The following is an 18,820-nucleotide window of genomic DNA, read 5'->3' on the forward strand; positions in this document are numbered from 1 at the left end:
ATAAATAAAAAACATCATAAGCATGAAAGAAAGGCCCCGAAACATAACTCCAATGTTTCGGGGCCTTTCTCCTATTCTCTTAATCCATTTCTTATTTTTCTGCTCCTGCAACTGCCTCGCGGGCTGCTTTCTCTTCCGGATCTTCATCCAGAATGGAGAATGCAATATTGGTTGCATGGTCCGCGACACGCTCGAGTCCGGATACAAGATCGGAGAAGATCATGCCGGCTTCCGGCGTACATTCGTTGCGGGTCAGACGCTCTACATGCTTCTGCTGCAGATCCCGCTCCTCCTGATCAATGGAATTTTCAATATCAATGATCTCCTGCAGGTGCTGCAGATCATTCTTTGCAAACATTTCGATCGACTCATCGAGAATTTTTAATACCATATCCAGCATCTCGGAAAGATCCAGTTCGCCCTGTTTGCTGAAGGTCACATTGTCATTCGTCATCTGCACAGCAGAATCTGCGACATTCTCGGCATGATCACCAATCCGCTCGATATCATTGACCACATGGAACAGCGCTCCGATGCGCATAACGTCTGATGTCGGCAGCGATGCCTGATTTAAGTGAACCAGATAGTTCGTAATCTCTTTGTTCAGGAAATTAATATTTTCCTCGACACGGTAGACCTCATCGATTTCTTTCTGATCGCGGGTCACCAGCGTATTCATCGCGCGAATCAGGTTGGTCTCTGCCATCTGTGCCATACGCTCCATCTCACGGACAGCCTGCAGAACTGCAGTCGTCGGGGACATCGCGTGTTTCGAGCTGATGTAGGCAAGCTCGAACTTTTTGTCTTCCTCGTCATTTCCGCGGATGATAAAGTACGTTGCCTTCACCAGAAGCGGGGTAAACGGCAGCATCAGGAGTACCTGGCATACTTTGATGATCGAGTTTGCATTTGCGATCATACGGCCTGCTTCGTTTCCGGAAATACCCATAAAGAAGTCAACTACCTGATTTCCAAACAGCAGGAAAATAATGGAGCAGACAATCGTTCCGGAGATGTTGAACAGCAGGTGGACACATGCCGCACGTTTTGCATCTTTTTTGCAGCCGAAGCTGGCAAGAATAGCGGACATCGTACATCCGATGTTGCATCCAAGCATCATAAACAGACAGATCGGAAGTCCCATCAAGCCCTCTCTTGCAAGAAGCATGATGATTCCGACCGTTGCAGAGTTACTCTGCAGAATCGCGGTAGCCACCCAGCCGACTAAGAACGCAAGAAACGGATTCGTCAGGGATCCGAGGGCGTTAACGACTGCCGGGATCTCTTTTGCTTCGTTCAGGGCTCCTGAGATACCGGAGATACCCATAAACAGAATACCAAATCCCAAGATAACCTCGCCGAGACGGCTGATCGTCAGATTGTTCTTTACGAACATAACCATCAGAACACCGATGATGACAAACAGCGGCGCGATATCCGCAAGGTCAAACGCAATCAGCTGTCCGGTAACTGTCGTACCGATGTTTGCTCCGAGGATAATTCCAGGAGCCTGTGCCAGTTTCATCAGACCGGAGTTTACGAAGCTGACCACCATAACGGTTGTAGCGTTGGAGGACTGAATCAGCGCGGTAAAGAAAATACCGACCAGAAGACCGATCACACGGTTCTTCGTAAATACCTCCAGAATGCTTCTCATCTTGGATCCGGCAACCTTCTGCAGTCCTTCACTCATCAGCTTCATTCCATATAAGAAGAAGCCCAGACCGCCCATCAAAGACACTATTACACTCATATTCTTTTTTCTTCCTTGTCTTTTTCTGATGTCTTTTCAAAATCCCTGTCAAAGCATTTTCATGTTTTGGTCTCAATATTTTACATTTCCTTAACGCAGATTTTACAAGACACCTTTTTTATCATAAAAGAAATCATGACATTTGTCTATAGAAAAATTAAAAATTTCGACAAGAAATTTTCAGATTCTTTTCGTTTCTTTCTTGCATTCTACTTGATAATATTGTAACATTTAGGATGTTTCCATATTATGAGGCGACATTTCCGCCTACAAAATTCAAAAGGAGAGAAAACTATGGAAAAGTTTAGCAAGCTGATGGAAAACACATTCAAGCTGCGGGAAAATGGAACAACGGTCAAAACCGAGATCATCGCCGGTGTCACCACGTTCATGACGATGGCGTACATTCTTGCCGTCAACCCGAACATCCTTTCCTCCACCGGCATGGACCACGGCGCTGTCTTTACCGCAACGGCTCTGGCAGCCTTCCTTGGCACCCTGCTCATGGCACTTTTTGCCAATTATCCATTCGCTCTGGCACCTGGAATGGGCCTCAACGCCTATTTCGCCTACACCGTTGTTCTCGGATACGGATATAGCTGGCAGGCAGCCCTGACCGCCGTTTTTGCAGAAGGTATCATCTTTATTGTACTTTCTCTGACCAACGTCCGTGAGGCGATCTTCAACTCCATTCCGGTCAGCCTGAAATCTGCAGTCAGCGTCGGCATCGGTCTGTTCATCGCATTCATCGGACTTCAGAATGCAAAAATTGTACTGCCGAACTCTTCAACCGTGGCAGGCCTCTATTCCCTGTCTTCCTACAATGCCAACCTGCAGTCTGCAGCCACATTAAACGGAACGGAGTATGTGGCAGGAACGTTTAACGATGTCGGAATCACCGTTCTGCTCGCAGTCATCGGTGTTATCCTCACCGCTGTTCTTGTCGTACGCAATGTAAAAGGAAACATCCTCTGGGGAATTCTTGCAACCTGGATCCTCGGCATGATCTGCCAGGCATGCGGTCTCTACGTTCCGAACCCGGCAAACGGCTTCTACAGCCTGTTCCCGGATTTTTCCAACGGACTTTCCATTCCAAGCCTTGCCCCGATTTTCGGAAAACTGGATTTCTCCATTCTGAAAACAGGCGAGTTCTTCGTGATCATGTTTGCATTCCTGTTTGTCGATATGTTTGATACCATCGGAACTCTGATCGGTGTATCTTCCAAGGCAAACATGCTCGACAAAAACGGAAAACTTCCGCGCATCAAGGGCGCGCTGATGGCAGATGCTGTTGCTACCTGCGCAGGTGCTGTTCTTGGTACTTCTACCACAACGACTTTCGTTGAGAGTGCTTCCGGCGTTTCCGAAGGCGGCCGTACCGGTCTTACCGCTGTTACCACTGCAATCCTCTTCGGCCTCGCTCTGTTCCTCTCCCCGATCTTCCTTGCCATCCCGTCCTTTGCAACGGCTCCGGCACTGATCGTGGTAGGCTTCTACATGCTGACCAACGTAGTCAACATTGATTTCAGCGATCTTTCCGAGGCGATTCCGTGCTACATCTGCATCGGAGCAATGCCATTCTTCTACAGCATTTCCGAGGTATTGCCATGGGAGTTATCTCCTACGTTGCAATCCAGATCCTGAGCGGAAAAGCAAAAGAAAAAAAGATCAGCGTGATCATGTACATCCTGGCTGTTCTGTTTATCTTAAAATACCTTCTTCTGTAATGGCTTTTTAACGATACAGAACTGCATAAAAAGGCTCCTGTCCCACAGATTTTATTCTGTGAAACAGGAGCTCTTTTTATGCTCTGAATCAAAAATTTTTATTCTGCCAGGGTCCGGTAAAAGCAGGTGCGGTTTCCGGTGTGGCACGCTGCGCCGACCTGTTCTACTTTGGCAAGAATTGTATCGTTGTCGCAGTCGATCAGAAGCTGTTTTACATACTGCACATGGCCGGAGCTCAGTCCTTTCGTCCAGAGCTCATTGCGGCTTCTGCTCCAGTACGTCATTTTTCCAAGGCGCAGTGTCGTCTCAAACGCTTCTTCATTCATGTAGGCGAGCATCAGCACTTCGTCATTTTCCGCATCCTGTACAACAACCGGAACCATGCCGTCGCTGTTTGTCTTAAAATCCGCCCAGGTAAAATCACATTTTAATGCTTGTTTCATCTCTTGTTCTCCTCTTTTTCTGCTCTTACAGGCTGCCCTTGGTCGAGAGCACGCCGGCAATTCTCGGATCGAAGGAAGTTGCCTCATCGAGTGCCTTCGCAAATGCTTTGAACATCGCCTCGATGATGTGGTGGTTATTTCCGCCGTCAAGCACTTTGATATGCAGATTCATCTGCGCCGCATAGGAAACGGCGTAGAAGAATTCTTTTACCATCTCGGTCTCCATCTCTCCTACTTTCTCCCGCGTAAATTCTGCCTGGAAAGAGAGATACGGTCTGCCGCAGAGGTCAACGGCCGAGAGCACCAGTGTCTCGTCCATCGGAAGGATTTTGTCGCCGTAGCGGCGGATGCCCTGTTTGTCGCCGACTGCCTCGCGGATTGCAGTTCCGAGCACGATACCGGTGTCCTCGATCGTGTGGTGGCCGTCTATATCAAGGTCTCCATCTACAGAAACGGAAAGGTCGAAAAGACCGTGGCGGGCAAAGCCGTCGAGCATATGGTCAAAAAAGCCGATGCCGGTGTGGATGTCGCTCTTTCCCGTTCCATCCAGATTTAATGTCATGCGGATCTTTGTTTCTTTTGTCACGCGTTCTACGCTGGCTGTTCTGTTCTCCACTTACTCTTCCCCCTCAAAACGGACGGCAATCGAATTGGCGTGTGCCGTCAAGCTCTCTGATTTTGCAAAGCTCTCGATATCCTCGTGGATCTCGGAAAGGGCTTCTCTGGAATAATAGATGATGCTGGATTTCTTCACGAAATCGTCTACGGACAGCGGGGAGAAGAATTTTGCGGTTCCGTTCGTCGGCAGGATATGGTTCGGGCCGGCAAAATAGTCACCGAGAGGCTCGCTGGAGTTCTCGCCGAGGAAAATAGCACCGGCGTTATGTACCTTCATCATATCCTCAAACGGGTTCTTCGTCACGATCTCGAGGTGCTCCGGTGCGATGGCATCTACGGTGTCGATCGCTTCCTGATGCGAATCGGTGACAAGGATGTAGCCGAAGTTGTCCAGTGATTTGGAGATGATGTCGCTTCTGGAGAGGACTTTTAAGAAACCGTCTACCTCTTCACTTACCTTCTCTGCCAGTTCCTGGGAGGTGGTAATGAGGATCGCACTTGCAAGCTCATCATGCTCAGCCTGGCTTAAGAGATCGGCTGCCACGAACCGCGGATTTGCAGTCTCATCAGCAAGGACAAGAATCTCACTTGGGCCTGCGATGGAGTCGATGCTGACATTTCCGTATACGGCTTTCTTTGCAAGGGCAACGTAGATGTTTCCAGGTCCTACGATTTTATCGACTTTTGGAATGCTCTCGGTTCCGTAAGCAAGGGCTGCAATTGCCTGTGCACCGCCGATTTTAAAGACGCGGTCCGCACCGGCTTCTTTTGCTGCCGCAAGGACAACCGGGTTGACTTTTCCGTCTCTGCCGCACGGCGTTGTCATGCAGATTTCTTTGACTCCTGCCACTTTTGCCGGAAGAATGTTCATCAGAACAGAGGACGGATACGCTGCCTTTCCTCCCGGAACGTATACGCCGACACGGTTCAGGGCGGTCAGCTTCTGGCCAAGCATCGTTCCGTTCTCGGTAGAGGTGAACCAGCTGTTCTGTTTCTGTTTTTCGTGGAACTCACGGATATTTTTCATGGATCTGCGGATGACACCGATCAGCTCTGGATCTACGATGTTGTACGCCTCATCAATCTCTTCCTGTGTTACTTCTACGGTAGAAGCATCGAGTACCGCGTGGTCGAATTTCTCGGTATATTCGAAAACGGCTGCGTCTTTTCTTGTTTTTACATTCTCAATGATCTCCTGCACGGAAGCCTCGTACGTTCCGTACTGTGTCGGGCTTCGTTTCAGCATATTCTCCAGAATATTTTCTGTGGTCTCTTTTGTCAGTTTTACGATTCTCATACCAGTGCTCCTTTCAGATCCTGAATTAATTTGGTAATTCTCTCATTTTCCATCCGCATGCTCACCTGGTTGACAACCATGCGCGCAGACAGCGGGCAGACCTCCTCGAGAACGGTCAGGCCGTTTTCCCGTAAAGTGCTTCCTGTCTCTACAATATCCACAATCACTTCGGAAAGTCCGACAATCGGTGCCAGCTCGATCGAGCCGTTCAGCTTGATCATCTCAACGGTCTGGTGCTTGCGGTTGTAGAAGTAATCCTTGGCAATGTTTGGGTACTTCGTTGCCACACGGATCTGCTGGTTGTGCTGCAGCAGCTCACGCGCGGATTCCGGTCCGCAGACACACATGCGGCACTTGCCGTAGCCAAGGTCCAATACCTCGTAGAGGCGTCTTCCTTCCTCCAGAATCGTGTCCTTTCCGACGATTCCGATATCCGCTGCGCCGTACTCCACATAGGTCGGCACATCCGGACCTTTGGCGAGGAAGAAACGGAGCTTATGCTCTTCGTCCGTGAAAATCAGCTTTCTCGTATCTTTATTTTTCATTTCATCGCAGGTGATGCCGACTTTTTCCAGCAGCTCCAGCGTCTGGTACGCCAGGCGTCCTTTTGTCAGTGCAATGGTCAAATATCTCATCTTTTTCGTACCCTTCCTCTCCTACAGCTCCACCGGCTGTACTTCTCCTGTCGACAAATCGATAGCAAGCACCGAATCGCTCTTCTGAATATAGACAATGCCGCCGAACTGGTTCTTTCTGCCGTATTCTTCATAATCTGCAAGAACCTTGTCCCTTGCAAAGCAGACCAGCGCGACATCCATGCCCTTGCTTCTGTGCTCGTTAGCAAGTTTTACGGCCAGCGGCTGAAGAAAATCCGGGTAGAGTAGCATCGTTTTCGTATTGGCAATCGGAAGAGAAATTTTCTGGCGCTCCAGTGCATTCATCAGAGATTCCATGACAGTACAGAATCCGATCGCCGGCGCTTTCTTTCCGAAGTGCTGCAGCAGTGCATCGTAGCGGCCGCCTTTTACGATCGGCTCGCCGGTGCCGTAGGTGTAGGCCTGGAAAATAATACCGGTGTAGTAATGGAATTTGCTTAAAAGGCCGAGATCGAAGAAGACGTATTTTTCATAGCCGTAATCTTTAACGATCTCATAGATCGTAGCCAGACGATCGAGTGCCTCTCTTGCCGCCGGATTTCTTGTAAGGCCTTTTGCCTTTTCGAGAATCTCTGCATTTCCGAACAGTTGCGGAACATCACGGAGTGCTTCAAACAGATCACTTCGAAGGTTCTGTTTTGCCAGCAGCTCCTCGGCGCCAAAATGATTTTTAATGGAAATCAGTTCTTTTAATTCGTTCAGAACATCCTCGGCGAGCGCAGCTTCCTCGGCGAGCGCCTGGAAGAAACCTACGTGGCCGATGCTGATCTGGAAATCGGTAAGACCGGCATCCAGCATAACTTTTACGGTCATCGCAATGATCTCTGCGTCTGCCATTGCGGAATCATCGTTTAAGAGCTCGACGCCCATCTGGGTGGACTCTTTTAAGCGGCCCTGATAGCTGCTGCTGTTGACGAAGCTGCTTCCTCTGTAGCAAAGGCGGATCGGCATCGTCTCTTCCATGAAATACATGGAGGCTGCGCGTGCAATCGACGGGGTAAAGTCCGGACGGAGCACAAGGGTGTTGCCGTCGCGGTCAAAGAATTTGTAGAGCTCGCGGGACGGTGTTGTTCCCACTTCTCTTCCGAATACATCAAAAAACTCGACGTCGGTGTTTCAATATCCTGATATCCAAACGCATGAAATACCTGCTCAATCTGATTCTCCAGGTATAATTTTTTCGTACATTCCTGATTGTAGACATCCCGGACGCCTTCCGGTGTATGAATTAATCGATCCATGTTTTGTTGTCCTCACTTTTTCGCTTTAGTTCGCTACCATATTACCATATTAAATTTAAAACTATGGTTAGTATATCGGAAAACATTTTCCCTGTCAACCCAAAATTTTAATCCGCTTTCGAATCCCGTATCTCCAGATCCTTCTGGATTCCGTTCAGGTACGGGACGAGAACGCTGCTTCCCGTTCTGGGAAGGAAGAATGACGTTTCAAGCTCGGTGTAGGAAAAATGCTTCTTTCCGCCGTTCTGTCCGCGGTCCCAGAAGGTTTTCATCGTCTCATACCGCAGGTAATAATATTCGTCCCGCGCCGTAAAATACAGCAGCAGGAAGGAAATCCCCCCCTGCTGCTCGAAATCTTTCATAAACGTGACCTGGTGCTCGTGGATGTTTGCGAGCGGAAAGGAATCCGTTTTGCACTCTTTGGCATCGAAGCAGACGGGAATGCCCTGTACAGCACCGATGTAATCAACGGTACTCTTCTTTTCAAAATAAGCCAGCGTGATGTGTCTGCTCTCCTTATCTATTTTGATCGGGGTGATCGGCGTCGGCACCTTCTGGATCAGTGCCAGATGCTTGTCACGGTACTGCTCGTTTGTGCGGTTGATCATTTCCTCCAGCGTTGATCCGCGGAGTCCCCTCGATGTCCATGCCATAATTCCTGTCCTCGTCTTCGTTCTGTTCTTATTCAATCAGAGAAATTTTGTTCAGCGGCCAGTAGCGCAGAAAGGCCTTGCCGATGATCTTGTCTTTCTCTACGTACGGATTCAGCCAGTAGCGGGAATCCTTTGATACGTTCCGGTTGTCGCCGAGCATAAAGTAGCAGCCCTCCGGCACCTCATACGCTCCGAAATCGCCGACCGGTGTTTCCGGGCAGAAATCATCGCGCAGCGGCTCGGTGGAATCGTTGATATACACCTTTCCGTCGCGGATCGTAACCGTCTCTCCCGGCAGTCCGATGACGCGCTTGATAAACTTCTGCTTCTCGTCGTCCGGATAATAGAAAATAACGATGTCATACCGCTGCGGATCGCTCTTTACATAAGCAAGGCGGTTACCGAAGATCTGGTCTCCGGTCATAATCGTGTTTTCCATGGAAGGAGATGGGATTCTTGCGTTGATGACAATGACCTGCTCCACAAAAACGACGACTGCCACGACAATGGCGATCATTTTTACATATTCCCAGATTTCCCGTCCGATGCTCGTCTCCTCCGTTTTTCTTGGTTTTGTTTCTTTCTTTTCGTTGTCTTTTCGGCTCATAATCCTTCTCCCGTCAAATGTTCTCCCTGTAAAATCCGGCGCACGGATGATGGCAGGGGCGCTGTAAAGGTTTTTCCGGACAGATCCGATAAGGTGCCCGTAAGCTCTGGAAATACCGCCTTCCACGAATGGAGAAGTTGGTATTTCAGTCCGTATTTTTCCCGGAAGCGGCGGTTAAACTCCGCATCCCCGTATTTCGTATCTCCCGCAAGCGGATGACCGATGCTCGCGAGATGGCTGCGGATCTGATGGCTCTTTCCGGTCACCAGCTCAACCTCCAGCAGCGTACAGCCTCTTCCGGCACAGAGCGGCCGGTATGCGGTTTCTATGTAAACAGCATCTCCCTGCTGCTCTCTCTGAATCGAAACACGGTTTGTCCTCTCATTTTTTGTGAGATATCCGCGTATCCGCTCTGTCTCTGTCACGGTTCCTTTTACAACCGTCAGATAGTATTTTCCAACAGCCCGCTCTGCGATCAGTTCTGAAAGCTGCTGCGTCGCCGCAACGGTTTTTCCGGCAAGAATCAGACCGCTGGTGTTCCGGTCCAGACGATTGCAGAGTCCGGCGCGGAACATGGTCTCCTCCCCGGCATTTTTTTCCGAAAGATAGGCGCCGAGCGCTTCGGTAAGGCTCACATCCGTCTCTTTCGCTTTCTGTGAGAGGACACCTGCCGGCTTGTTCAGGAAAATTACTTTTTCGTCTTCATAGACGATATCCAGCTTCGGATACTTTACCTGTTTTCCAGCCGCCGGTTTTTCCGGTGTTTTCCGAAATTTTTCGATGGTCTCTTCCGCCAGATACAGCCGGATCGTATCGCCTGTTTTCAGCTTTTCACTGCCGTCCGCCTTTTTCTGGTTCAGCACAATGTTTTTCTTTCGCAGCATTTTATAGAAGAAACTCTTTGGCGCCTCCTCCATATATTTGGACAGATATTTGATGAGCTGCTGCGCGCAGTCTTTTTCTGTCACGGTCAGTTCTCTCATAGCAATGGTCTCCTACAGTGCCAGCGCCAGCATCGTGTGTTTCACCAGTTCCGTGCGGGACAGATCCGGGTACCGCTCATCCGGTTTGAAGTTTTCACTGGCGCTCTTTTCCAGCTCATCGTAGTTGCGGTTCAGGGAATCGAGGCGCTCCAGAAATGCTTTTTCCCGATCAAAAATCTTCACATGGCATTTGTAGCCGTTGGCACGGATGATCTTGTTCAGATACGTAGTGCAGTCCTCGATCTGTTTCTGGTCTTTGGCGCGCGTGGTGTAGCAGGCGATCTCCTCACCGCAGAACGCCGCTGCTTCGATCATCAGACTCGATTTTTCCTGTGTGATATACATTTCATATCCCATCAGCAGTTTTCCTTTTTTTGCCTCAATGGCATCGTACACTGCTTTGTCCACTGGCTTTTGCATAACCATCATGATAAAACCGACGGCGGCGCGGCAGCCCGGCAGACAGCCTACTACGGCGACAACCGTAAAAATGTTGCTCTTGTTTCCGTCTGCAAGCACAAGCCCAACAATAAAAACGATGGCCGGAAGGACGAACAGTCCCAGTGTCACAAGCAGTCTTTTTTTCTTTTCCCGGCGGATATAGCCGTAATCCCCTTTTCTGATCTTCATTCTTCTGTCATTTCCCTTCTTCGATAAGATCCCCGCTCATCTTCTGCGTGTTTATTTCTTTTTGTGCACGTTGCGGAGCGTCTTTTTCGGCCGTCCGCCTGTTTTGGCTTTTCCCTGTCCGGAACGGTCATTCGCCGTCTTCTGGCCAAAGCCTTTTCCGTTGGACCCTTTTCCTCTTGACGGTTTTCCTGCCTCCCCGGCCATCTTTCTCGGCCGTACGAGACATTTCGGTCCGAATCCGATCAGATCCTCCCGGTGTGTCCGGCGCAGTGCCTCGCAGACGAGCTCATAGTTCTCCGGATTCCGGTACTGAATCAGCGCACGCTGCATCGCCTTCTCATGCGGCGATTTCGGCACGTAAACCGGATCCATCGTCCGCGGGTCAAGACCGGTATAGTACATACAGGTGGAAAGTGTGGAAGGCGTCGGATAGAAGTCCTGTGCCTGCTCCGGGATAAATCCCATATCGCGGATGTACTCGGCAAGCTCCACCGCATCCTCCAAGTCACACCCCGGATGGGACGACATAAAATACGGAAGTGCGTACTGCTGCTTCCCCGTCTTTTTGTTGCACGCATCGAAGCGGCGGATAAATTCCTGATATACTTCGTGGCGCGGTTTTCCCATATAGGAAAGCACACGGTTCGAAACGTGCTCCGGCGCAACGCGGAGCTGACCGCTGACGTGATCCTTTACCAGCTCGGAAAGGAACGTCTGGTCTTTATCGGCCAGGACATAGTCAAAACGGATGCCGGAGCGGATAAAGACTTTCTTCACGCCCGGAATGTCTTTTAATTCCCGCAGCAGCTTCACATAATCTCTGTGATCTGCCACCATATTTTTACACGGCTCCGGGAAGAGACAGTTCCGGTTCGGGCAGGCGCCTTTGGTGAGCTGCTTTTTGCATGCCGGACCGCGGAAATCCGCCGTCGGGCCGCCGACATCGTGAATATAGCCTTTAAATTCTTTTTCCTGAACCATCTGCCGCGCTTCCGCCAGAATGGATTCGTGGCTTCTTGTCTGCACAACGCGTCCCTCGTGGAACGTCAGCGCGCAGAAACTGCAGGATCCAAAGCAGCCGCGGTTGCTCGTCAGACTGTATTTGATTTCTCCAAGCGCCGGCACACCGCCGTCTTTTTCATAGCTTGGGTGATAGGCGCGCATGTATGGAAGCGCATAGACATCATCCATCTCCTGCTCTGTCAAAGGACGGGAAGGCGGATTCTGTACAATGTAGCCCTGGCCCTCATACGGCTCTGCCATCGGCTTCGCATTGATGGCATCGGTATTTTTATACTGAATCGCAAAGCTCTCCGCATACGTCCGCTTGCTCTCCCGCACCTCCTCGAATGACGGCAGCACCACCGGGTCAATCAGGTGATCCAGCGTTTTGCTCCGATAAACGGTTCCCGGAATAAAGGTGATATCATGAACGTCAATGCCGGCCGCAAGTGCATCTGCAATCGCTACGATCGAAAGTTCTCCCATTCCGTACGAAATCAGATCCGCACCGGAATCGAGAAGGACGGAGCGGCGCACCTGGTCAGACCAGTAATCGTAATGCGAAAGGCGCCGGAGTGATGCCTCGATGCCGCCGAGGATCATCGGTGTATGTTTATACGTTCTCCGAATCAGATTGCCGTACACGGTAACCGCGCGGTCCGGCCGTTTTCCCATGACACCGCCCGGCGTAAAGGCATCTGTTTTTCGGTGCTTTTTCGCCACGGTATAATGGTTGACCATGGAATCCATATTTCCGGAAGAGACAAGAAAGCCAAGACGCGGTTCACCGAAAATCGAAATGCTGTTCTCGTCCTTCCAGTCCGGCTGTGAGATGATGCCGACGGAATAGCCGTTCGCCTCGAGCACACGGCTGATGATTGCCGGTCCGAACGAGGAATGGTCCACGTAGGCATCTCCGATGACATAGACAAAGTCAAACTGTTCGATTCCCCGTTCCTTCATCTCTTCTCTTGTAATTGGTAAAAAAGGCATGCTTTACTTTCCTTTCTGTGTTTCGGCGTCCGCTATGCCAAGCGCCGCTTTTTCTTTCTGCGTCAGGAGACGGGCACTGCCCTTTGGCAGCGCCGGATCAAGTTCCAGGCTCCCCATCGACAGCCGTTTCAAATAGACGACCGTTTTTCCGACCTTCTCAAACATGCGCTTGATCTGGTGGAAGCGGCCCTCACAGATGGTAATGCGGATCCGGCTTTCAAAAATGCCAGGCTCTTTTTCAGTCGTTTCCAGAATGGTAAGCTTGGCCGGAAGTGTCGGTTTGTCGTCCCCAATGTCGAGCCCTTCGGCAAATGCCTGCCGATCTTCTTCTGTCACTTTTCCGTCAATCACGGCCTCATACACTTTCGAGACATGCGATTTCGGAGAGAGCAGCCGGTGGGAAAGGGCTCCGTCGTTCGTAATCAGCAGCAGCCCTTCGGTGTCCTTGTCGAGCCGTCCGACCGGAAAGAGGTCTTTTCTTGCCGCATCACTTAAAAGATCGAGTACGGTCCGGTCACGGCGGTCCTCCGTCGCAGAGACGACACCCGCCGGTTTGTGGAGCATCCAGTATTCCATTTTCACATAGGAAATGTTGTTTCCGTCCACAGTCACCTGCGCTTCATCCGGGTCGACTTTCAGTTCCGGGGCTTTTGCCGTAATTCCGTCTACGGCCACCCGTCCCTTCCGGATCAGGGCCTTTACTTCCTGGCGTGTTCCCACACCCATGTCCGCCAGATATTTATCGAGTCGTAATTTACTCATACCATCCGCCATCCTGCATAATATTTATTCTTTAACGTTCCGTTGTTTATTTTTCCCCAGCCAAGTGGGAAATCATCCAGGCACACAAGCACCCAGCCCTTTTTCCCCTGACACTCTTCCTCGGAAAACGAGAGTGTCTCACCCTTTAAGTAGCGCATGACACGGTCATCTCCCTTGGGAATGGTCAAACACGAAACGTATTCTTCTTTTTTCAGATACGCCGCCAGCGCCTGGGACGGCTCGAAGCGGTTTTTCTTTACGGTGCCAAGCGAAAGTCCGGTCCGCAGATAGCGCAGACCCTTTGCCGCACAGACACCTTCCGGCAGAAAATAGAGCTGGTCTTTCACAAGGGCAAACGAACCATTCTTCCAGTCCATGCGCACGCCAGCAAGAAACTCTTCCGCCTCTTTCGGCAGCTTCTTTGTCGTTTCCAAAAGTCGGGACGGCTGCCGTTTCCGGCTCTCTCCCTGCTTTTTCAGGAGCGCCACGAAATGGCCTTCTCCCTCCATCCGCTGCGGGAAAATATGAACGCACCGGGAAAGATCGCGGCCATTCACGGATACTCCCGGCGCAAACCCTTCGTAACCCGGGGTAATTTCCTGCACTTCCATATCCGGATGCGCATCCAGCAGCCCTGCGATGACCTCTTCGTTCTCCTTTACAGAAAATGTACAGGTAGAGTACAGCAGCTCTCCGCCCTCTACAAGCATCTGATACGCCTGCTCGATCAGTTTTTTCTGGATCGGCACATAATGCTCCGGCCCATTTTCACTGTAGTAGCGCAGCATTGAGCTCTCTTTTCGGAACATGCCCTCCCCAGAGCACGGCGCGTCAAGAAGAATCTTGTCAAAAAAGGCCGGATACAAGGTTACTAATTTTTCCGGATCCTCGCTCGTCACGAGAAGACGTCCCACTCCCTGGATTTCCAGGTTGCGCAGCAGCGCCTTCGCCCGCGAATTGCTGATATCGTTTGCCAGCAGCATGCCGCCCTCACCGATCCGGCTTCCCAGCTCCGTTGCCTTTCCGCCCGGTGCCGCACAGAGATCGAGCACACGGTCATCCGGCTCAATTGGAAGGCGGGATGCCGGTGTCATCGCACTCGGCTCCTGCAGATAATACAGGCCCGCATAGTAATCGGCATCCTTTGCCGGATTGCAGCTCTCTTCATCGTAATAAAATCCATTTGGGATCCACGGAACCTTCTTAAGCGGAATATCGGTCCGCCTAAGAAACTCTTCTGTCGAAATTTTTCCGTTGTTTACCCGCAGTCCTCTATGTACCGCCTCGTCAAATGTCTTGCAGTATGCCTCATATTCTTCCTCACCGATCAGCTGTTTCATCTCCTGCTCAAAGGCTTCCGGCAGTGTGATCATATCCGTTTATCCCCTTTTGTTCTAAAGTTCGTCTGTAATTGCCTGTGCGCGGTATCCCTCTGCAATCAGATCCAGTTCTTTGTGGAACCGTTTTACTCCTGCAGATCGTTCTGCGCATAGATGTGATAAAACTCATCCTGAATTTTTTCTACTTCGCGTTTGTTCGTCACCTTGTAAAGATTCTCGATATTATTCAGGATATCCGTGATCAGATTCCGCTGTATCTGGGAGGAATTCTGTGCATCCATAATCTCACTCCGCACAGAGGACATCTCATTATCCAGCACAATAATCGCCTTTGCAGCTGCGCTTAAGCGCTCCCGGATGTGATCCGGAATGTTTGCCTTATATTTGTACTGCAGCGAGTGCTCAATCGTCGCCCAGAAATCCATCGCCATCGTGCGGATCTGGATTTCCACCTGGATGCGCTTCGGGCCGTTCATCGTCTCCACGGTATAGTAAACAATGAGGTGATAGCTCCGGTAACCGCTGTCCTTCATGTGGCGGATGTAGTCTTTCTCGCTCTTAATCTCAATATCCGACCGCTTCTGGATCAGGTCGGCAACCTTTTCGATATCTTCAACGAACTGGCAGATGATGCGGATGCCCGCGATATCCTCCACCTGCTCCTCCATCTCTTCGGGCACAATGCCCTTTCTCTGCATTTTTTCCAGAATACTGGAAACACTCTTCACACGGCCGCTCACGCTCTCGATCGGTGAGTACAGCCCTTTTCCGTGGTGCTCCTTGATCAGATGCCGGAATTTCACCTGTAATTCCTTGACAGCCAGCTCGTATGGTTCCAGAATCTCATGCCATAACAGTATATCCATGTCCCCTAATCTCCTTTTTTGCTCCTGCTTTCAGCCATTTTTCTTATCGGATGGTAAACGTTTTGGAAATTCAATCCCCACCCTGTTACTTTATGCCTGTCTTTTCTGTTTTATGACTGTTTTTCAGAAACTTTTTTGAAATAGACACGGGCAGTTTTTTATGCCTGCCGTTTCGAAAGCTGCTCCAGAACGCGGCACAGGTACTGATACGTTCTCTTCACGGAGGAAATCGAAAGCCGCTCCTCGGTCGTGTGGATTGCTTTCATGTTCGGACCGAAAGATACACAGTCAAGACCGGAAAGCTTTTCATAGAACAGACCGCATTCCAGTCCGGCATGAATCGCTTCCACTGCCGGTTTCTGTCCATACATGGCTTCATATTCCGCCACCATCAGATCGCGGAGGGCAGAATCCTCTTTATACTCCCATGCCGGGTACGCGCCCTCTACGTGGAACTCACCGCCCAGGAAACCGATCAGATACTCCAGCTTGTCGGAAAGGGCTTCTTTTGCACTTCCCACGGAGCTCCGCACACTTGCACACGCATGCAGGTGATCCGGCTCTAATTTCAGAATACCAAGGTTCAGGGATGTTTCCACCAGTCCCGGGATCTGGCCGCTCATCTTCTGTACCCCGTTCGGAAGATTCATCAGGAAAAAGACGGTTTTCTGCAGGCTGACCGGATGAAGCGCCGGTGCAGCGCCCTCGCCTGTTTTCTCTACCGTAACGGTAATACCGTCATCTGTTCCGCTGTACTCTCTGCAAAGATTTTCGGTGAAGCGTAATGCTTCCTCTTTTAAGATCTCTTTCTCTCCGCCGTCGATGGCAAGAAGCATGCGGGTTGTCCGCGGAATGGCGTTGTCTTTTAAACCGCCCTCCAGCTCGATCAGGCATAATCCATCTTTCCTGCCAGTTCGTACAGGAAACGGCCCGCCAGAATGTTGGAGTTGGCACGGTTTTTGTGGATTTCCGTACCGGAATGGCCACCGGCAAGACCGGAAATCGTCACTTCCATCTGCTCACCCATCACTTCGCTTCTGCGCACCGGCAGATCCATCATGGCTGTCATACCGCCTGCGCACGATACGGTGAGAATGCCTTCCTCTTCAGAATCCATATTTAACAGTGTTCTTCCCTTTAACTCATTCCCGTTTAATGCTGCTGCGCCGAGCAGTCCGATCTCTTCATCCGTCGTAATCAGTGCCTCGATGGCCGGAAGCTGCAGATCATCCGATTCCAGCACAGCCAGCATATAGGCAACGGCAATTCCGTCGTCTCCGCCAAGCGTCGTGTCCCTGGCATAAATCTCATCGCCGTCGATGTGAAGCTCAAGGCCGTCCTTCGTAAAATCGTGGCTGCTGCCCGGCTTCTTCTCGCAGACCATATCGCAGTGGCCCTGCAGAATCACGGTCGGAGCCAATTCACATCCCTTCGATGCCGGGCGGCGGATGACCACGTTGTTGGACGCATCCTGATACCAGGATAATTCATGGTCCCTTGCAAACTGAACCAGATAGTCGCTCACTTCTTTTGTGTTTCCGGAGCCGTGCGGAATGCGGCAGAGCTCTTCAAAATAATAAAATACACGTTCTGGTTTTAATCCTGCTAATACGCTCATTTTTTCTTCTCCCATCTTCTTTTTTTCAAAGCTTCATCATACTCTATTTTAGAAAGCGGGAGGAGGTTCGAACGTCATGAAAAAATCACTTTTATTTCTCTCTTCCCTGCTTCTTTTTTTCTGTCTTCTTATCTTTCCCGCGCGGACTTTTTTCTATGCCTGCGAGGGTGTCAATCTCTGGTTTCATACCATTCTTCCGTCACTTCTGCCGTTTCTGATTCTGACATCTCTTCTTCTGGAAACAGGAGCCGCGCGGCGGATCTCTGCCCGTGCAGAAGTTTTTTTTCAAACGGTTTTCGGTCTTTCCCCGGCTGGGTTTTATGCACTTTTTCTCGGTCTTTTCTGCGGTTTTCCCATGGGAGCGCGCATCACTGCCCAGCTCTATGAGGCAGAAGAAATTGACCGGAACGAAGCGTGCTATCTTTTAACCTTCTGCAGCAGTCCGAGTCCTGCTTTTCTGTCTTCCTATGTTATCTTAACTGCGTTTTCCGGACAGATCCATCCCGGGTTCGTCTTCGGCGTGCTCTACGGTTCCAATTTTCTAACTGGTTTTCTGTTCCGGCTTGTTTTCCGCCGCTTCCGCCTGCACCGGCACACCGCCCATCGGACACATTCCGTGGAAAAAAAAGAGATGTCAAAACAGACTTCCAAAGGAAACCTGCTGGACACCTCTATCATGAACGGATTTGAAATCATTACACAGCTTGGCGGATACATCATCCTGTTTTCCATTCTGTCCGGACTTCTGATGGATCTGCATCCGTTTGGTTCCGCCTCGCCCCTGCTCTGCGGCGTGCTGGAAATCACGACGGGAATCGCACAGCTTGCCGCGTCCTCTCTTCCTTACGCCGGAAAAGTCTCTGCTATCCTTACCTGCGCCGCCTTCGGCGGTCTCTCTGTCGCTGCCCAGACAAACTGTATGATCCATAACAGCGGTCTGCCCCTCTGGCCTTATCTTGCCGGGAAGCTCTGCTGTGCTGCTTTCGCAGGAACGCTTGGTTTATTCCTCTTCGCTTTCCTCTTCTGATGCCGGATCATATTCCGGTACGACAACTTCTTCCTCTGGCTGCTCTTCTTCCGGAGCACCCTGCGGGGAGAGCTCACTTCTGTTCTGAACAACGGTATTGTAGCAGCTTGTCAGGGATTCTACAAAGCTGTTGTATTTCTCTCCTGCATCGTTTAATGCAGTCGTCATAATATTGCTTAAGTTGGCAAGCATATCATCGGTATATCCGATGGCACCGAGACGGATGCTGTTGGCATCGTTGGTTGCAGCATCCAGGATTTCCTGTGCCTGCTGGTTTGCATTGTTGACGGTCTCATTTGCCTGTGCGTATGCTGACTGCATCACTTCACTCTGCTCTACCATCTCTCTTGCCTTTGCCTGTGCCTCTGCAATGATGGCATCTGCCTTGTTCTGTGCATCTGCCAGAATCGCATCTTTGTTGCTGATGATCTTCTGGTACCGTTTGATCTCGTCCGGTGTTTTCAGACGGAGCTCACGGAGAAGCTCTTCTAATTCTTCTTTATTTACAACGATTTTGGTGGTAGACAGCGGCTGATATTTACAGCTCTCTACATACTCCTCAATTTCTTCGATGATCTGTTCAATTCTGCTGCTCATTTTAATT

Annotated in this window: 16 protein-coding genes and 3 pseudogenes; 2 read left to right on the plus strand and 17 right to left on the minus strand. The window is 50.4% G+C overall.

The features are described from left to right. Positions 1 to 91: 91 nt before the first annotated feature. Complete coding sequence (locus DWZ60_RS11160) at positions 92 to 1,753, minus strand: Na/Pi cotransporter family protein (protein ID WP_117508987.1); 1,662 nt, start codon at positions 1,751 to 1,753, stop codon at positions 92 to 94. Positions 1,754 to 2,065: 312 nt separating this feature from the next. On the opposite strand from DWZ60_RS11160, the pseudogene DWZ60_RS11165 reads away from it, so the two are divergent. Further along, positions 2,066 to 3,480 (plus strand): annotated as a pseudogene (locus DWZ60_RS11165) (NCS2 family permease). A gap of 101 nt (positions 3,481 to 3,581) precedes the next feature. On the opposite strand, the pseudogene hisI reads toward DWZ60_RS11165, so the two are convergent. The 15 genes and pseudogenes from hisI to DWZ60_RS20060 all read right to left on the minus strand — a co-directional run. Then, positions 3,582 to 3,893 (minus strand): annotated as a pseudogene (hisI, locus tag DWZ60_RS11170) (phosphoribosyl-AMP cyclohydrolase); the annotation flags it as partial. 55 nt (positions 3,894 to 3,948) lie between these two features. Next, a complete protein-coding gene (hisB, locus tag DWZ60_RS11175) occupies positions 3,949 to 4,485 on the minus strand; it encodes an imidazoleglycerol-phosphate dehydratase HisB (RefSeq protein WP_242991106.1) in 537 nt (178 codons plus the stop codon). A 54-nt stretch (positions 4,486 to 4,539) separates the two neighbouring features. Next, on the minus strand, positions 4,540 to 5,838 hold the full coding sequence (gene hisD / locus DWZ60_RS11180) for a histidinol dehydrogenase (protein WP_055226357.1): 1,299 nt from the start codon (positions 5,836 to 5,838) through the stop codon (positions 4,540 to 4,542). Continuing rightward, positions 5,835 to 6,473 carry an ATP phosphoribosyltransferase gene (hisG, locus tag DWZ60_RS11185; protein ID WP_022461875.1) on the minus strand — a complete coding sequence of 213 codons (639 nt, stop codon included), beginning with the start codon at positions 6,471 to 6,473 and terminating at the stop codon, positions 5,835 to 5,837. The genes hisD and hisG overlap by 4 nt, the downstream gene beginning before the upstream one ends. 21 nt (positions 6,474 to 6,494) lie before the next feature. After that, positions 6,495 to 7,571 carry an ATP phosphoribosyltransferase regulatory subunit gene (hisZ, locus tag DWZ60_RS11190; RefSeq protein ID WP_334294883.1) on the minus strand — a complete coding sequence of 359 codons (1,077 nt, stop codon included), beginning with the start codon at positions 7,569 to 7,571 and terminating at the stop codon, positions 6,495 to 6,497. 271 nt (positions 7,572 to 7,842) lie between these two features. Beyond that, positions 7,843 to 8,391, minus strand: coding sequence for a Holliday junction resolvase RecU (locus DWZ60_RS11195; protein WP_117509155.1), 549 nt, complete (start codon positions 8,389 to 8,391; stop codon positions 7,843 to 7,845). Between the two features lie 25 nt (positions 8,392 to 8,416). Then, complete coding sequence (gene lepB / locus DWZ60_RS11200) at positions 8,417 to 8,995, minus strand: signal peptidase I (RefSeq protein WP_119221640.1); 579 nt, start codon at positions 8,993 to 8,995, stop codon at positions 8,417 to 8,419. Further along, positions 8,992 to 9,978: an RluA family pseudouridine synthase gene (locus DWZ60_RS11205; protein WP_055226359.1), complete on the minus strand. Its 987-nt coding sequence runs from the start codon at positions 9,976 to 9,978 to the stop codon at positions 8,992 to 8,994. The genes lepB and DWZ60_RS11205 overlap by 4 nt, the downstream gene beginning before the upstream one ends. Before the next feature lie 12 nt (positions 9,979 to 9,990). Beyond that, the gene (locus DWZ60_RS11210; protein WP_022461880.1) at positions 9,991 to 10,608 is read right to left on the minus strand and encodes a DUF4191 family protein; all 618 of its coding nucleotides are present in this window, start codon (positions 10,606 to 10,608) and stop codon (positions 9,991 to 9,993) included. Between the two features lie 51 nt (positions 10,609 to 10,659). After that, positions 10,660 to 12,603, minus strand: a complete 1,944-nt coding sequence (locus DWZ60_RS11215) for a YgiQ family radical SAM protein (protein ID WP_055218016.1) — start codon at positions 12,601 to 12,603, stop codon at positions 10,660 to 10,662. Positions 12,604 to 12,606: 3 nt separating this feature from the next. Continuing rightward, on the minus strand, positions 12,607 to 13,365 hold the full coding sequence (locus DWZ60_RS11220) for a pseudouridine synthase (protein WP_119221641.1): 759 nt from the start codon (positions 13,363 to 13,365) through the stop codon (positions 12,607 to 12,609). Beyond that, positions 13,362 to 14,735 (minus strand): RsmB/NOP family class I SAM-dependent RNA methyltransferase, encoded by a 1,374-nt coding sequence (locus DWZ60_RS11225; RefSeq protein ID WP_119221648.1) that lies wholly within the window; start codon positions 14,733 to 14,735, stop codon positions 13,362 to 13,364. Before DWZ60_RS11225 ends, DWZ60_RS11220 begins: the two co-directional genes overlap by 4 nt. 24 nt (positions 14,736 to 14,759) lie before the next feature. Further along, positions 14,760 to 15,571, minus strand: a pseudogene (locus tag DWZ60_RS11230) (GTP pyrophosphokinase). 158 nt (positions 15,572 to 15,729) lie between these two features. After that, complete coding sequence (locus DWZ60_RS20055) at positions 15,730 to 16,407, minus strand: M20/M25/M40 family metallo-hydrolase (RefSeq protein ID WP_330422287.1); 678 nt, start codon at positions 16,405 to 16,407, stop codon at positions 15,730 to 15,732. Between the two features lie 50 nt (positions 16,408 to 16,457). Further along, positions 16,458 to 17,189 carry a hypothetical protein gene (locus tag DWZ60_RS20060; protein ID WP_330422288.1) on the minus strand — a complete coding sequence of 244 codons (732 nt, stop codon included), beginning with the start codon at positions 17,187 to 17,189 and terminating at the stop codon, positions 16,458 to 16,460. A 76-nt stretch (positions 17,190 to 17,265) separates the two neighbouring features. On the opposite strand from DWZ60_RS20060, the gene DWZ60_RS11240 reads away from it, so the two are divergent. Beyond that, positions 17,266 to 18,216, plus strand: a complete 951-nt coding sequence (locus DWZ60_RS11240; RefSeq protein WP_055265191.1) for a nucleoside recognition domain-containing protein — start codon at positions 17,266 to 17,268, stop codon at positions 18,214 to 18,216. On the opposite strand, the gene DWZ60_RS11245 is transcribed toward DWZ60_RS11240, so the two are convergent. Continuing rightward, a complete protein-coding gene (locus DWZ60_RS11245) occupies positions 18,190 to 18,813 on the minus strand; it encodes a hypothetical protein (protein WP_055265193.1) in 624 nt (207 codons plus the stop codon). The two genes, DWZ60_RS11240 and DWZ60_RS11245, sit on opposite strands and share 27 nt — an antisense overlap. Positions 18,814 to 18,820: the final 7 nt, after the last annotated feature.

The organism is Blautia sp. AF34-10 (genome assembly GCF_003477865.1).
Classification (GTDB): Bacteria; Bacillota; Clostridia; order Lachnospirales; family Lachnospiraceae; genus Fusicatenibacter; species Fusicatenibacter saccharivorans.

Excerpts from the sequence above, each read along its gene's own strand:
- DWZ60_RS11160 (WP_117508987.1), bottom strand. The coding sequence starts at position 1,753 with ATGAGTGTAATAGTGTCTTTGATGGGCGGTCTGGGCTTCTTCTTATAT.
- hisB (WP_242991106.1), bottom strand. The coding sequence starts at position 4,485 with ATGACATTAAATCTGGATGGAACGGGAAAGAGCGACATCCACACCGGC.
- hisD (WP_055226357.1), bottom strand. The coding sequence starts at position 5,838 with ATGAGAATCGTAAAACTGACAAAAGAGACCACAGAAAATATTCTGGAG.
- hisG (WP_022461875.1), bottom strand. The coding sequence starts at position 6,473 with ATGAGATATTTGACCATTGCACTGACAAAAGGACGCCTGGCGTACCAG.
- lepB (WP_119221640.1), bottom strand. The coding sequence starts at position 8,995 with ATGAGCCGAAAAGACAACGAAAAGAAAGAAACAAAACCAAGAAAAACG.
- DWZ60_RS11205 (WP_055226359.1), bottom strand. The coding sequence starts at position 9,978 with ATGAGAGAACTGACCGTGACAGAAAAAGACTGCGCGCAGCAGCTCATC.
- DWZ60_RS11210 (WP_022461880.1), bottom strand. The coding sequence starts at position 10,608 with ATGAAGATCAGAAAAGGGGATTACGGCTATATCCGCCGGGAAAAGAAA.
- DWZ60_RS11215 (WP_055218016.1), bottom strand. The coding sequence starts at position 12,603 with ATGCCTTTTTTACCAATTACAAGAGAAGAGATGAAGGAACGGGGAATC.
- DWZ60_RS11220 (WP_119221641.1), bottom strand. The coding sequence starts at position 13,365 with ATGAGTAAATTACGACTCGATAAATATCTGGCGGACATGGGTGTGGGA.
- DWZ60_RS20055 (WP_330422287.1), bottom strand. The coding sequence starts at position 16,407 with ATGCTTCTTGCCATCGACGGCGGAGAGAAAGAGATCTTAAAAGAGGAA.
- DWZ60_RS20060 (WP_330422288.1), bottom strand. The coding sequence starts at position 17,189 with ATGAGCGTATTAGCAGGATTAAAACCAGAACGTGTATTTTATTATTTT.
- DWZ60_RS11240 (WP_055265191.1), top strand. The coding sequence starts at position 17,266 with ATGAAAAAATCACTTTTATTTCTCTCTTCCCTGCTTCTTTTTTTCTGT.
- DWZ60_RS11245 (WP_055265193.1), bottom strand. The coding sequence starts at position 18,813 with ATGAGCAGCAGAATTGAACAGATCATCGAAGAAATTGAGGAGTATGTA.